Origin of the sequence: Sneathiella sp. (assembly GCF_029233945.1) — a bacterium.
In the GTDB taxonomy this organism is placed as follows: domain Bacteria; phylum Pseudomonadota; class Alphaproteobacteria; order Sneathiellales; family Sneathiellaceae; genus Sneathiella.
Map to the genome: position 1 here is coordinate 80,652 of NZ_JARGOQ010000003.1, position 14,447 is coordinate 95,098.

Consider the following 14,447-nt stretch of genomic DNA (forward strand, 5'->3'; position numbering starts at 1 on the left):
ATTTGCCGCTCTCGGGTCGGGGAATCATTCATGACCCACTCAGCTGTGAAAAAAATTTCCACTATCGAAGTAGTGAAGAACATTCCGTCTCCTTCCGTTGAGCAGAACCAGGACAATGCTAGCACATTGGACGGTGCTGCCCCAGCTGAGAGATTAGTGCCACATGGCCGGGATTTATTGGACTATCAAATTGACGTCTGGCAACGGACAATCCTTTTCTGGGATACGCTCAGACAGCGTGCCGACAATATGCTGGAGCACGAGCGTGCTGGTTTGCCGCCATTGCTGGATTTCAAGTATGAGACGATCCTCGATGCTCGAACTTTTGAGCCGCCCGTCAACTACGCTTTGCTGCGGATCGTCGAAATAGGGGATGACTGCTGGGACGATTGCGTCGATCTGGAAAAGCCGCCGGTCATCGTCCTTGATCCACGTGCTGGACATGGGCCCGGAATTGGAGGGTTTAAACACGATTCTGAAGTGGGAATGGCGCTCCACGAAGGTCATCCAGTTTATTTTGTTATCTTCTTTCCAGAGCCTTCACCGGGACAAACTCTTGCCGATGTACATCACGCCTTGCGGCGGTTCGTCGACGAAGTGGCTAGATTGCACACTGGAAAGCCACCGGTTCTTTATGGAAACTGCCAAGCGGGCTGGGCGGCCACTCTTCTGGCTGCGGACTGCGAAGGGACGATCGGTCCAACAATCTTGAATGGATCGCCCCTATCTTATTGGGCGGGCGACGCAGGCATAAATCCGATGCGCATAGCCGGGGGATTACTCGGCGGCGTCTGGATGACCCATTTCACAGCAGATCTTGGCGACGGTCGCTTTGACGGTGCCTGGCTTGCGCAAAATTTCGAGAATCTCAAACCTGAAAAAGCGATCTGGGAGAAATATGCAGGCCTGTTCAATAAGGTCGATACTGAGCGAGACCGGTTTCTTGAATTTGAACGGTGGTGGAACGGTTTTTACTTCCTGAGCCGCGAGGAAATGGTTGGAATTGCGGAAAATCTTTTCATCGGCAACAAGCTGGAGAAAGGTGAATTCCGCATTTGCGACGGTTGCACTGTCAATTTGCGGAGAATCCGCAATCCACTCATTATCTTCGCCTCTTATGGTGACAATATTACACCTCCCCATCAAGCACTTGGCTGGATCCCTGCAGTTTATGAAGATACGGAAGACCTCAAATCGGCAGGCCAGCGTATTGTATATCTGACCAATCCGCACGTTGGACATCTGGGCATCTTTGTTTCAGCCAGCGTCGCCCGGCTGGAACATCGGGCTATTCTCGAAAGCCTTGATGAGATCGAGGCGCTTGTGCCGGGGCTATACGAGATGAAAATCGATAACCCCACAGGTGATCCGGATTGTCATAAGCCGCAATTTGCCGTCAGATTTGAGGAGCGGCAGGTTGAAGACATACAGTTTCCCCGGCAAGATGAAGCATTTGAACGGGCACGTACAGTGTCCGAAACCAATGAGGCTTTCTATAGCACTTTCATCAGCCCATGGGTCCAGGCGGTGTCAAATCCCTGGTCTGCTGAAGTTATGAAATGGATGCATCCAATGCGTACCAGTCGATACCTTTTCTCAGAGGCATTTAATCCTTGGATGCAGGGTCTGGCGGATGTTGCCAAAAAAATTAACGAAATCAGAAAACCGCTTACCGACAACCATCCAATGCTCCTAAAGGAACGGGACTTCATTGCTCAAGTTTCCCAGATGATGGAGAACAACCGCAAGTCTCGCGATACCGCCTATGAACGGATGTTCAATATTGAATACGGGGTTCCGGATTTGGCAAACAATTTCCTTGAGACGAACAAGGGAATTGAAGAGACAGGAAAAAGTTCATGAACAAATCACACTCACATACCCGTCCTAAAAATGGCGACAATGTCGTCGATGCCGGGTCAATTAGTAAAGACCCTGTTTGCGGCATGACGGTGGACTTAAATAAAGACAAACCACGGTTTGATCATGAAGGAACCACCTATCACTTCTGCTCGCAGAAGTGCCATGACAAATTTGCTGGCGATCCGGAGCATTATATTTCAGGTGCGCACAAGCAGAAAACGAAAGAACCTGTTTCTGGCGCAAAATACACCTGTCCAATGCATCCCGAAATTGTTCGGGATGCGCCCGGTGATTGCCCGATCTGCGGTATGGCTCTCGAGCCTATGGGCGTGCCGACGGGCGATGAAGGTCCCAATCCTGAATTGCTAGATTTCAGGCGGCGCATGTGGATCGGCACTGTCTTAACAATCCCGCTACTCATTTTGACAATGGGACCCTTCGTTGGACTTGGCTTCATCCGCGAAATGATTGGAGAACGAACTGCTCTCTGGACTGAACTTGTCTTGGGTACGCCGGTTATTCTCTGGGCGGGTTGGCCATTTTTTGTCCGTGGAGTCAAGTCGGTTATCAACAAGAGCCTCAACATGTTCACACTCATAGGCATGGGCGTCGGCGCCGCCTATCTCTTCAGTGTTGTTGCTGTTTTGGTGCCTGGAATATTTCCAGAAGGATTTCGGGACGCTGAAGGCAATGTCGGGGTATATTTTGAAGCGGGCGCAGTAATCGTCGTCCTCGTGCTGTTGGGTCAGGTGATGGAGCTTGGCGCACGTGAACGTACCGGTGCCGCCATTAAGGCGCTCCTGGATCTCGCCGCAAAGACAGCCCGCATCATCCGCAATGATGGCAGCGAAGAGGAAATTCCGCTCGAAGAAGTTGCGGTTGGTGATCGGCTGCGTGTACGCCCCGGCGATAAAGTTCCCGTGGACGGGATAGTGTCGGAAGGCCGCTCATCTGTCGATGAATCAATGATCTCTGGAGAACCTCTTCCAGTAGAGAAGGTAGCTGGTGATACGGTTACGGGGGCTACTATCAATGGCACCGGTAGCCTTATTATTGAAGCGAAGCGCGTCGGCGCTGACACAATGCTTAGCCAGATTGTGGAAATGGTTGCGAGTGCGCAACGGAGCCGTGCCCCGATTCAGAAGCTAGCAGATGCGGTCGCCGGTAAATTCGTGCCCGCCGTGATCCTTGTCGCCATCCTATCATTTATTTCCTGGTCAATTTGGGGACCGAACCCGGCTTATGCATATGCGTTGGTTTCCGCCGTTGCTGTACTAATCATCGCCTGCCCTTGCGCGTTGGGACTTGCGACGCCTATTTCAATAATGACAGCAACCGGACGCGGTGCGCAAGCTGGCGTGCTCATCAAGAACGCAGAGGCGCTGGAACGGTTTGCAAAAATAGATACTCTTATCGTCGACAAGACCGGAACACTGACGGTCGGTAAGCCGAAGCTCATCGCCGTACTTGCTGAAGACGGGCATGAAGAGGCGGAAGTCCTTCGACTTGCCGCCAGCCTCGAACGCGGTTCCGAGCACCCGTTGGCAGAGGCGATAGTTGCCGGCGCCGAAGAACGCGAGATCACGTTGGCAAAGGCTGAGGATTTTGAGGCTGTCACAGGCAAGGGCGTCACAGGCGTTGTGGACGGCAAATCCGTTGCTCTCGGAAACGCCAGACTGGTTGTCGATCTTGGTGTAGCCACGAAAGGTTTTAGTGATATCGCGGACGCCCGACGCGATCAGGGCGAAACAGTTATGTTCGTGGTCGTGGGCGGTGAGATCGCCGGGCTGGTGAGTGTCGCCGACCCCGTGAAGGAAACCACACCTGCGGCACTCAAAGCGCTGCATACCGAAGGTTTTCGGATCGTTATGGCGACCGGTGATAACGAGCGCACGGCAAAGTCTGTTGCCGCCAAATTGGGTATAGACGAAATTCGGGCCGATGTACTGCCTGAGGACAAAGCGCGCATTATTAAAGAGATGCAGGCCGAGGGCCGCAAGGTCGCGATGGCCGGTGACGGCGTGAATGATGCGCCGGCCCTGGCGCAGGCTGACGTAGGCATCGCCATGGGCACTGGTGCTGATGTTGCGATTGAGAGTGCCGGTTTCACCCTTGTGAAGGGCGACCTCAACGGCATTATCCGGGCCCGCCGTTTATCGCGGGCAACTATGCGCAATATCAAGCAAAACCTGTTCTTTGCGCTGGTCTATAACGGCGCTGGCGTGCCGGTAGCGGCAGGGGTGCTCTACCCATTTTTCGATATCCTGATTTCACCAATTTTTGCTGCGGCTGCAATGAGTCTTTCATCACTTTCAGTCATTCTTAATGCGTTGAGACTGAGGTCCGTCAAAATCTAGGAACGGTAATGCAAATTTTGAAATCATTTCGCAAGTCAAGGAGAATGAAAATGTATCGAGCACAACTTACTATCATGTCAGCTATCGGAATGTTGGCATTATCGGCGCCGATTGCGCTCGCTGATTCCGGTGAAAACTACTCCATGCACGGCATGGGGGCGGGCGGATGGATATTCGGTCCCTTGATGATGATTTTAATGATCGCCTTAATTGTGGGCGTAGTCATTCTTGTTCTCCGTTGGATGGGTATTGCGGACGGATCAGGCAATCGGCGAGATCGAGCGGTCGATATTCTCAACGAGCGTTTTGCTCGTGGCGAAATTGACCCGGAGGAGTTTGAAAACCGCAAACGCGCTTTGGATAAATAGATGCAAAGGGTTTTTACGGGGTCTTTACAAAAGAACTCAGTGCTAACGCAACAGGAGATTGGATAGTGAGAACGATTTTAAATTTTTTGGCTATGGCCTGGATTGTCAGCGGCATATTGCTAGTGGGAGCACGGTCTCTTCGTGCGGAACCGTTTGTTTACGTGCCGCTAGGGAGTGAGAGTAAAATTGCCGTTATAGATGCTGCGAAAAATCAGATCATTGGTATCATAGATGGACTACAGGCTGTTCATGGATTGGCGGGAACTCCGGACGGACGATTTCTAATCGCCGGTAGCTATTCAGAGCGCTCTGTCGACATTAAACCGGCAAAACCGAAGGGTATTTCTGAAGACGAACATGCCGCTCATCATAAGGCGTCATCCGTGCAGACAGAAAATTCAGATATTGCATCGGTGAGTACTGTTTCCGTGATTCAAATCAGCGAAGGGGAGGTCATACGGACGATCGATGTACCAGGTGCGGTCCATCATGTGTCGGTCAGCCCTGACGGTAGATACACGGCTGTCACCCGTCCAAACGAAAGTGAAATTTCGGTGATTGATCTGACGAATTTTGAGATTGTCGGCAACATTTCAACCGGCGAATTTCCCAACTATTCCGTCTTCAGCCCGGATAGCGAGCGGCTATTTGTAAGCAATGCAGGTGACAGCACCATAAGCACCATCAACAGTAAGAACTGGACCGTTGAAAAGGTTATTCCAGTTGGAATGAGCCCGGAACATATCGTGCTCTCAAAGGATGGTAAAACTCTCTTCGTCAATAATGTAGACGACGGAACCGTATCTGTCGTTGACACAAAGTCGATGCAAGAAACAAACACGATGAAATTGGGATCGGTACTTCACGGTATTGATCTTTCCGAGGACGGCACCGCGTTGTTTGTGGCCGCACTTGGGGATGACAAGATAGCAAAGGTCGATCTTGCATCAGGATCCCTACAGACTGCCGAGTTATCACCAGCGCCCTATCATTTGGCAACAATTACAGAGACGGGCAAGATTTACGTTTCCAGTTCTGACGAGACCAAAATCTGGGTCGTCGACCAAAAAAGCCTTGAGCTTTTGGGGCAAATCACGATCGACGGAAAAGGGCATCAGATGGTTGTGATGCCAGGTTCTTAATTCAAGGAGGAGCGTAAGTCGTGAGAGATCTTTTCTTTTCCAAAACCGGTATTGTGCTTATCGGATTTATTGCCGTCGCCGGCTATTTTTTGTGGGTGGAACACACAGCGCATATCATCACTTACCTTCCGTTGATATTACTGCTAGGGGGCTGCGTTCTGATGCATCTGTTCATGCATCATGGTCATGGCGGCCATGGTTCCGGCGATGACTCTCAGCATGGCCCTTCATCTCATTCGGATAAAAAACATGACTGATCAACCGGTAAACTATGGACTATGGTCACTCGTGATCATAAATTCCGCAGTGTTCATTATCTTTGCCTTCAGTTTCTTTAAACCCAATAGCCCGCGTGATTGGCGGACCTTTAGTGCATTTAGTGCTTTCATCGTCGCATTATTCACGGAGATGTACGGGTTTCCGCTGACCATCTATTTCTTATCCGGATGGCTTCAAAGCAATTTCCCCGATGTCAACTGGTTCGCGCATGACTCCGGCCACTTGCCTGAGATGCTTTTTGGCTGGAAATCCTCCCCGCATTTCGGACCGTTTCATATCTTGAGCTTCGCATTTATTGGCGGCGGCTTTATCTTGCTTTCCGCTGCATGGAAAGTCCTGTATCAGGCACAAAAGTCGGGCAATTTGGCCGCGACCGGCCCTTATGCACGGATCAGACATCCACAATATGTCGGCTTTGGGCTTATCATGCTTGGATTTCTTTTCCAATGGCCGACATTGCTAACTCTTGCCATGTTTCCGATCCTATTGGTCATGTATTGGCGTTTGGCGTTGAGTGAAGAACGTGAGGCCGAGGTGACGTTTGGTGATGTCTACCGGGATTACGCGGAGGTTACGCCCAGGTTTATTCCGGCCTTCGGGCGTGGCTCGAAATCTTCATCCGGGAGCCATGGAATTAATTTGTGAATTTGATGCAGCTAATCTGAACTGGAGATATTCATGAAAAATTTTCGTTGGAAGATGATTATGATTATGGCGCTCGTGTCCTTTCCAGGCATCGCTTGGACCGATACTGGTCACGAAGGCACGAAAAGACATCAGATGCCGCAGATGGATGACGATAATATGCCGGGAATGATGCGCGAGGGTATGCTGGCGATGCCTCAAATGGATCCAGCCCGCGGACGCGCCCTTTTCGCGTCAAAAGGCTGCGTTGTCTGTCATTCCGTTAATGGTATCGGTGGCGATGACGCTCCCGCTCTTGACGCTTCATCCATGCCACTGATGATGAACCCGTTTGAGTTTGCCGCCAAGATGTGGAGGGGCGCGGAAGCGATGGTCGCCTTGCAACGTGAAGAGCTTGACGAGACGATTGAACTGACCGGCCAGGAGCTTGCAGACATTATTGCCTTCGTTCATAGCCACAAGGAGCAGGCGATTTTTTCCATTGCAGATGTGCCTGAGAGAATGAAGAAATTGATGGATCATTCGGGCGCTGGGGAGCACCATTATGGCGTTAAAGACTGACACTCAGGAATTGCTGGACTCGTCGCATCCAGAGCGTGAAAGTGGCCGCCGGGATTTTCTTTATGTGGCGGCTGGAGCGATGGTGGCCGTTGGCGGTGCCTTCGCGATATGGCCGTTTATTGACAATATGAATCCGTCGGCCGATGTGGTGGCCTTGTCGTCTGTCGAAATTGACATTAGTCAGATAGAAATGGGGCAACGCGTAACCGTCGCCTGGCGCGGACGCCCGGTATTTATCGATTATCGGACCGAAGCCCAAATCGCCCGGGCACGCATGGATGACACTGCGGACCTGATCGATCCTGAGCGCGACGATCAGCGGGTTCAGCGTGCTGAATGGTTGATCGTCATTGGCATATGCACGCATCTTGGGTGCGTGCCGCTTGGTCAACGCAATAGCGATCCGCTCGGACAGTGGGGCGGCTGGTTTTGCCCGTGCCATGGTTCCCATTATGATACATCCGGTCGAATTCGCAAAGGTCCTGCACCCAAGAATCTTGTCGTTCCACCTTACATCTTCCTTGCTGATGAAATGCTCCGGATTGGTTGAGGAATGAGATCTAACCCAAATTAAAAAACGATACCCGTTCCTGATGGAAGTGAATTAAACCCATGAAGATAAGCACAAATTGGCCGAAAATAACGGTATTGGTTCTGTTGGTCGGCAGTGCCGTCATTTTCCTTTTCCAGTTGATCGATCCTCGGGGTGATAGTACCCGGACAGACATATCCATTCCGAAACTGACCGCACTTGCAGAAAAGGGAGAAAAAGCATTTGCTGCGAATTGTGCTGCCTGCCATGGCGTCAATGCGGCAGGGACCGACAAAGGGCCGCCGCTTGTCCACGATATATATAATCCCGGACATCACTCTGATGTGGCATTCTATCTTGCAGCGAAAAATGGCGTTCGCCAGCATCATTGGCCCTTTGGTAACATGCCCCCACAACCGCAGGTGAGCGAAGCCGATTTGGAGGCAATTTTGAAGTATGTACGCGAGCTTCAAGTCGCGAACGGAATCACGTCTCGTCCACATAAAATGTAACCAATTAAATCACTTATGTTTGGCATGTGAAAAAATGAGGATGGAACATTGCGAATAAACCCCAAAGAACATCCAGATTATCCTTGGTATCTGCGCCCCTTCTTTTGGAATCAAAGGCGTAAATATGGAGTTGTACTGGAGGCGGCGCTTCTGTGGGCTCGTTCACCGAAACTGTTTCTTGGCGTGGCCATACTCTATGGAATGATAGACCGAAAACGCTCGCCTCTTAGTCCGGTTTTGCGGTCACTCGTCACCGTTCTGGTATCACAGATTAATAGCTGCTCCTTCTGCGTCGACTTGAACTCCGCTATCCTGTTGAAACGTGGCGTCTCTGAAGGGATGGTTGGGGCACTGCCAAATTGGAGAGAAAGCGATTTGTTCGAGCCGGCTCAGAAGGCGGCGCTGGATTATGCCGATGCAGTCACGAAATATGACCGGGGTGTGGATAATAAAATATTCGCCGAACTACAGAAATATTTCGACGACGACACAATTGTCGAACTCACCGGATTAATTGCCTTTCAAAATCTGTCAAGCAAGTTTAACAGTGCGCTTGACGTGCCGACACAGGGATTCTGTCAACTACCGCCCGCGAGCTAGCCGTGGGAAGAATAACCAGGCTTTTCCGATATGAACAAACGTCGGGTTTGATCGTGATTGCGGCTGTATTGTTAGCGTTGGTAGCAGCTAACTCACCGCTTGCAGGGATATATGCCCTTGTTCATCACACTCCGGTTCATTTTCGCTTTGGCCCCCTCGTCATTGATGAGCCGTTAGTGCAATGGATCAATGAAGGTCTGATGGTAATTTTCTTTCTGGTCGTCGGATTGGAGATCAAGCGGCAACTTCTCGAAGGCCATCTCGCAAGCTACAAGCGCGCGGTACTGCCGGTGTTTGCTGCGTTAGGTGGTATGACCTTTCCGGCAGTTATCTATGCGAGCCTGAACTGGGCAGATCCGATTGCACTCCGTGGCTGGGCAATTCCAACTGCAACCGACATTGTTTTGGCGCTCGGCGTGCTGTCCCTGCTAGGGTCGCGAGTTCCCGTGAGCCTTAGGATATTTCTTACAGCCCTCGCTATTTTTGATGACATAGGAGCGGTCATTGTTGTCGGTTTTTTTTATGGGGAGCCGCTCTCCGTCATGCCTCTTCTCGTTGCAGGCCTAGCAATCCTCGCTCTTATTTTAATTAACAGGTTCCGCGTTGTACTGCCGGCAGCTTATATAGTCGTTGGCCTGGTGCTTTGGGTAGCGATGCTCAAATCCGGCGTGGAAGCCGCGCTCGCAGGCGTTTTCATCGCACTGGCTGTTCCCTTGCATGTGTCCGACAGCAAAGTTTCGTCCCCTCTTCGTCATACTGAACGTCGGTTTCACGCTTGGAATGTCTTGCTGGTCGTTCCACTGTTCGCCTTTTTTAATGCCGGAATCACAATTGATTCCGCTGCAGACTCTTGGCCCCTAGAAACGGTATCCCTAGGTGTCATAGCCGGCCTATGTGTTGGAAAGCAAATTGGGGTTTTTTGTGCTTCCCGTGCGGCTGTTGCGGCAGGCCTCGCGCAACTACCCGAGGGCATTACGTGGATGCAATTATATGGCGTTGCACTTCTTTCCGGGATAGGTTTTACCATGAGCACATTCGTCGCAACGCTCGCATTCGATGATCTTGAACTCATTTCGTCGGCTAAGCTTTCTATCCTTATCGGCTCCTTACTTTCCGCAAGCGCAGGATTGACCGTGATCCGCTTATCAACGGCGACCAAAATAGTGAGAGGTGCAAAAGCTTTGAGTTCAGGAAAATAGCCATGCTTAATACGGCTCAGATTATTTTAGTCATGTTTCTTTGGGCAATCTGCTTTCCATTGATTGTATTGGGTTTATCATACGCGCCGCACCTGACGTTTGCCGCGCTCCGCGCGTTTTTAGCGGGGGCAACTTTGCTTGCTATTGCGCTCATTATGAAACGCCCTCAACCACGAGATATAGGAACTTGGCTTATGCTTGGCACAATTGGTCTCGGGGCGACGACGTTAGGGTTTTTCGGCATGTTCCATGCTTCGGAATTTATCTCGCCCGGCGTAGCGACGGTTATCGCAAACACTCAACCGCTTATGGCGGCAGTGCTGGCCTCTCTGGTCCTAAAAGAACGTCTGAGTAGATTTGGGAAAATTGGACTCCTGTTGGGATTTTTTGGTATCGTGCTGATTGCACTTCCCTCTCTTATGTCGAACATGAACGGCAATTACACCCTCGGAATTTTCTACATTGTTTTGGCGGCAGCCGGCATTACAGTCAGTAACGTCCTCATCCGGCGCTTAGCACATCGAATAGACGCCCTTAGTGCTATGGGCTGGCAACTCGTCCTCGGGAGTTGTTTTCTCGCACTGATCGCCTTCTTTACCGAAGATACCCATATAACCTGGAATACACCTTTTATTTTAAGCCTCCTGGGTCTGGCTCTGCCAGGAACGGCATTAGCCTATTGGTTATGGTGCCGCGTGCTAGGACAAGTGCAACTTAACCGCGCCAATGCATTTAGCTTTCTAGTACCAATCTTCGGGCTAACCTTAGGAGTGGTTTTCTTTCAGGAAAGTATTGGGATTTTACCAGCGGTAGGTATAGGCCTGACAGTTTTGGGTATCTTGCTGGTCAACTGGCCGGTGAAACGTGAAAGAACGGCGTTACTGGCCGGAGGAAAATGAGAGGTCAATAATGGAACAGCTATTGGAAATTTCAATTGCCAGTATCGTGGCTATTTTCATTGTTACGGGACTGTTTTATGAATGCTTGTGTTTCACTTCGCATGTTGTCTCCAGGACAAACGCCGGTCCTCGACCTATCATGTTCATCATGGTGACGGGAGTTTTCATTGCTCATGGCGCAGCCATTTTCATATATGCCACGATTTACTGGATACTTATTCACTTTCTGGGGTTCGCGGATTTATCTGGCAATGTACAAGATCATTTTCCGACCTATCTGTATTTTTCTGCCACCAGTTACTCTTCACTTGGTGTAGGAGACGTATTTCCCGTCGATGCCATGCGCTTCCTCACTGGAATTGAGGCCCTTAACGGGCTTCTGTTGATTACCTGGTCAGCGGCTTTCACCTATTTTGCCATTCAGAAAATGTGGGAGACCCATGGCATAGAAACGAAGTTTTTGTGTAAGTGAAATGAAGAGCAATAAATTGGAATGGAAAAAAATATGAATTTCAGCAAAAAACCTATCTACTTTCCAGAAAACATAGACCTCTGGAAGAATATAGTATGGAAAACAGGTATGATTTTCCTCTGTCCAGAAATACGGCTTTCATCAACTAATACAACGATCACCAAGAATACGAGGGCGAAATGTCAATAGATATGCTCGCGGGAAAAAAAGGTTTGATTGTTGGTATCGCAAATGAGAAATCTATTGCCTGGGGGTGTGCCCGCGCTTTTCGTGAGGCGGGTGCGGAGTTGGCTATTACGTACCTAAACGAAAAGGCCGAACCCTACGTGCGCCCTCTCGCAGAACAAATTAGTGCGTCGATTATTCGTCCACTGGACGTAACTGACGAAACTGAAATGCGGAGCCTGTTTGAACTGATCAGTGATAAATGGGGCCGTCTTGACTTTCTTCTCCATGCAATTGCCTACGCACCCTCCGAGGATCTGCACGGACGCGTAACAGATTCTTCGAAGAGCGGATTTCTGACCGCCATGGATATATCGTGTCATTCCTTCGCCCGCCTAGCCCGTCTTGCCGAGCCGTTAATGAAGGATGGTGGTTGCCTGCTAACCACAACCTATTACGGTGGTGAGAAAGTGGTCGAAAACTATGGTGTCATGGGGCCTGTCAAGGCTGCGCTGGAAGGGATGGTAAAATACATGGCCTCGGAACTGGGCCAAAAGAGAATCCGCGTCAATGCATTGTCACCAGGGCCTGTAGCCACTCGTGCCGCCGGAGGGATTGCGCATTTTGATGATTTGTTAGAAGTGGCGCGCGAAAAATCTCCGGCGCATGAATTAGTCTGCATTGATTGCGTTGGTGCATACGCCCGATTTTTAATTGGCGATGAAGCGCATCTTGTAACCGGCAGCATTGTTTATATCGATGCCGGTTTTAATATAATGGCACCTTGAATATTGAAATATGTGGGTCTGAGATCACCGTGTTGTGGTGCTTTCAAACATTCCACAGAGATACGGAAGGACGAAAAGACGCGGAAATGCACTTTACTTAAAACACTATTGGCGCTTCAATGGTGTTGTTACATTAACTTCTAATAGGCACAGTTATTCCTCGGTTACAAAATCTCAGGCAGCGGCGCTTGCAGTTACTCAAATGCCAAAATCTTTAGCACGACATTGCTTGAGGTGAGGCCGATTTAGTAGGTGACGTTGGACGTAAAAGCCATTGTAAGCCGCTGACTGGATATTGAGAAATCTCTGGGCTGATCATGGTGATTTAAACTTCTGCATTTTTCGTTCTCTTTGTCGTATTGTGAGATGCGAGTTCTCCGCGCGATTGTTCGATCGTTTGTTGTCAATATTTTCCGCATCAATTTCAAGGCAGCTTTTGTATTTCGTTTTGATGTACGAGAAAATCCAAGACCTCTCCCTCATTGTCATCTGCTCGCCAGAGCCAGTGCCGTTTTTCACGAATAATGATGACCATTTCATCGAGGTGCTAGATATCGTTAGGAGTAGGGCGTGATGATCTCAGGTTTCTGGTGATTGGTTCACCAACCTTCAAAACCATCTTCGGACAGTTTCGTAGGAGATATCCGGTCCTCTTTCTGCAAGCAAATCCTCCACATCCCGATAACTCAATGTAAACCGAGTATAAAGCCAACCGGCATGTCGAATGATGTGAGAGGAAAAGCGATGTCGGGAATAGGAAATCTTTTGCATCGGTGGAGATTAGATCATCATTAATATTCGGGTATACGGAATTAATGGTTGATGGGGCACCTTCACCCCATCAATCTGATGCCACCTTCAGATGATTGATAGATCGACCCCATAGTTGAGTTCCTCCGCGAAGTCCGGCAGTCCGTAACCGATGGCTTTCTTGTGGAACGGAGAGATCTTCGCAGTCGTTGCCTTCTTCTTGTGCTTCTTGGTGTAGAGCATTCTTGCCCAAATCTCCTCGAAAGAGTAACCACGCCTTTCACGGTTCTTGTCCTAGGGCTGTCGGTTGATTTGCAACCCAGTACTGGGTATCGCGGCAGGTGAAGGATGTTGTCGGGAAGTTCGGTCATGTCGTTGCATTGGTGTAGGTGTCAGCCGGATCCTTCCGACTCGGCATTGGTGTTTGTTTTTTTACCCAACAAGCTGCAGGAAACAAAAAGTAAGGCACCGAGGACAATTGCAATATCAGCCAGGTTGAAGGCCGGCCAATGCCAGTCTCGCCAATAGAAATCAAAGTAATCCACAACATAGCCGCGAAAGATCCGGTCAATCAGGTTGCCCATAGCGCCACCGAGGAAAAGACTGTAAGCGATGGTCTCTCCTTTATGACGGTTTTCAAGGATCAGCTTAATCAGAAAAATTGAGACCACTAGCGCGATTCCGATAAGAAAGTAGCGCTGCCAGCCTCCACTATTCGCAAAAAGACTGAACGCGGCACCGGTATTCCATACGTGCACCCAGTTAAAGAACGGGGTCACTGAAATAGACTCGCCATAGGCCATTGATTGCTGCACCAGCCACTTTACAGCCTGATCAGACACTGCCAGTAGACCCGATATGGACAGCAGGGCATTCGGCGAGAGCTTTTTGCCAATTATGAGCATTTTCTAACCCTTCAACGCCAGAATGCGTCTGGCACCGTTAAGCACAATGACCCCCGCGATGGTGCCGATAATCAGGTCAGGATAATTGGACCCGGTCCACGCGACCAGGGCGCCAGCGGTGATGACCCCTAGGTTGATCACCACGTCATTGGCCGAGAATATCCAGCTTGCCCTCATGTGCGCCCCGCCCTTTCGATGTTTGGATATCAGCAGCAGACAACTGGTATTGGCGATCAATGCGACGAATGCGATAGCTATCATCATCAGCGATTCAGGCTCACTTCCGAACACAAAGCGTCTCACCACCTCTACGAGTACGCCAACAGCCAAAACCAGTTGCAGTACACCAGCAAGGTGCGCGGCACGTACCTGCATTTTCACGCTATGTCCAACCGCATAAAGGGCAAGCC

At 50.1% G+C, this 14,447-nt stretch carries 16 protein-coding genes and 2 pseudogenes; 14 read left to right on the forward strand and 4 right to left on the reverse strand.

The window, feature by feature from the left end:
* Positions 1–30: 30 nt before the first annotated feature.
* The 14 genes from P1U71_RS02245 (at position 31) to fabI (ending at position 12,382) form a co-directional block, all read left to right on the forward strand.
* Positions 31–1,863, forward strand: coding sequence for a DUF3141 domain-containing protein (locus P1U71_RS02245; RefSeq protein ID WP_367281103.1), 1,833 nt, complete (start codon positions 31–33; stop codon positions 1,861–1,863).
* Complete coding sequence (locus P1U71_RS02250; protein ID WP_301103924.1) at positions 1,860–4,220, forward strand: heavy metal translocating P-type ATPase; 2,361 nt, start codon at positions 1,860–1,862, stop codon at positions 4,218–4,220. Before P1U71_RS02245 ends, P1U71_RS02250 begins: the two co-directional genes overlap by 4 nt.
* A gap of 8 nt (positions 4,221–4,228) precedes the next feature.
* Positions 4,229–4,588, forward strand: a complete 360-nt coding sequence (locus P1U71_RS02255; RefSeq protein WP_293962695.1) for an SHOCT domain-containing protein — start codon at positions 4,229–4,231, stop codon at positions 4,586–4,588.
* A 65-nt stretch (positions 4,589–4,653) separates the two neighbouring features.
* Positions 4,654–5,730 (forward strand): beta-propeller fold lactonase family protein, encoded by a 1,077-nt coding sequence (locus tag P1U71_RS02260; protein ID WP_301103925.1) that lies wholly within the window; start codon positions 4,654–4,656, stop codon positions 5,728–5,730.
* Positions 5,731–5,750: 20 nt separating this feature from the next.
* Complete coding sequence (locus tag P1U71_RS02265; protein ID WP_227953271.1) at positions 5,751–5,987, forward strand: DUF2933 domain-containing protein; 237 nt, start codon at positions 5,751–5,753, stop codon at positions 5,985–5,987.
* The gene (locus P1U71_RS02270) at positions 5,980–6,654 is read left to right on the forward strand and encodes an isoprenylcysteine carboxylmethyltransferase family protein (protein WP_227953273.1); all 675 of its coding nucleotides are present in this window, start codon (positions 5,980–5,982) and stop codon (positions 6,652–6,654) included. The genes P1U71_RS02265 and P1U71_RS02270 overlap by 8 nt, the downstream gene beginning before the upstream one ends.
* Before the next feature lie 33 nt (positions 6,655–6,687).
* Positions 6,688–7,215, forward strand: coding sequence for a cytochrome c (locus P1U71_RS02275; protein ID WP_301103926.1), 528 nt, complete (start codon positions 6,688–6,690; stop codon positions 7,213–7,215).
* A complete protein-coding gene (petA, locus tag P1U71_RS02280; RefSeq protein WP_301103927.1) occupies positions 7,199–7,765 on the forward strand; it encodes a ubiquinol-cytochrome c reductase iron-sulfur subunit in 567 nt (188 codons plus the stop codon). Before P1U71_RS02275 ends, petA begins: the two co-directional genes overlap by 17 nt.
* A 62-nt stretch (positions 7,766–7,827) precedes the next feature.
* Positions 7,828–8,259 carry a cytochrome c gene (locus tag P1U71_RS02285; RefSeq protein WP_301103928.1) on the forward strand — a complete coding sequence of 144 codons (432 nt, stop codon included), beginning with the start codon at positions 7,828–7,830 and terminating at the stop codon, positions 8,257–8,259.
* A 48-nt stretch (positions 8,260–8,307) separates the two neighbouring features.
* Complete coding sequence (locus P1U71_RS02290; protein ID WP_301103929.1) at positions 8,308–8,859, forward strand: carboxymuconolactone decarboxylase family protein; 552 nt, start codon at positions 8,308–8,310, stop codon at positions 8,857–8,859.
* 2 nt (positions 8,860–8,861) lie between these two features.
* Positions 8,862–10,058, forward strand: a complete 1,197-nt coding sequence (gene nhaA, locus P1U71_RS02295) for a Na+/H+ antiporter NhaA (RefSeq protein WP_301103930.1) — start codon at positions 8,862–8,864, stop codon at positions 10,056–10,058.
* A gap of 2 nt (positions 10,059–10,060) precedes the next feature.
* A complete protein-coding gene (locus tag P1U71_RS02300; RefSeq protein WP_301103931.1) occupies positions 10,061–10,957 on the forward strand; it encodes a DMT family transporter in 897 nt (298 codons plus the stop codon).
* Positions 10,958–10,967: 10 nt separating this feature from the next.
* Complete coding sequence (locus tag P1U71_RS02305) at positions 10,968–11,429, forward strand: ion channel (protein WP_301103932.1); 462 nt, start codon at positions 10,968–10,970, stop codon at positions 11,427–11,429.
* A gap of 179 nt (positions 11,430–11,608) precedes the next feature.
* Positions 11,609–12,382, forward strand: coding sequence for an enoyl-ACP reductase FabI (fabI, locus tag P1U71_RS02310; RefSeq protein ID WP_301103933.1), 774 nt, complete (start codon positions 11,609–11,611; stop codon positions 12,380–12,382).
* A gap of 198 nt (positions 12,383–12,580) precedes the next feature.
* Here the strand turns inward: fabI and P1U71_RS02315 are convergent.
* The 4 genes and pseudogenes from P1U71_RS02315 to P1U71_RS02330 all read right to left on the reverse strand — a co-directional run.
* Positions 12,581–13,153, reverse strand: a pseudogene (locus P1U71_RS02315) (IS6 family transposase).
* An 87-nt stretch (positions 13,154–13,240) separates the two neighbouring features.
* A pseudogene (locus P1U71_RS02320) lies at positions 13,241–13,444 on the reverse strand (ISL3 family transposase); the annotation flags it as partial.
* Positions 13,445–13,524: 80 nt separating this feature from the next.
* Positions 13,525–14,037: a signal peptidase II gene (gene lspA, locus P1U71_RS02325; RefSeq protein ID WP_301103934.1), complete on the reverse strand. Its 513-nt coding sequence runs from the start codon at positions 14,035–14,037 to the stop codon at positions 13,525–13,527.
* Positions 14,038–14,040: 3 nt separating this feature from the next.
* The coding region (locus P1U71_RS02330) for a cation transporter (RefSeq protein WP_301103935.1) at positions 14,041–14,447 on the reverse strand (407 nt) is incomplete at its 5' end.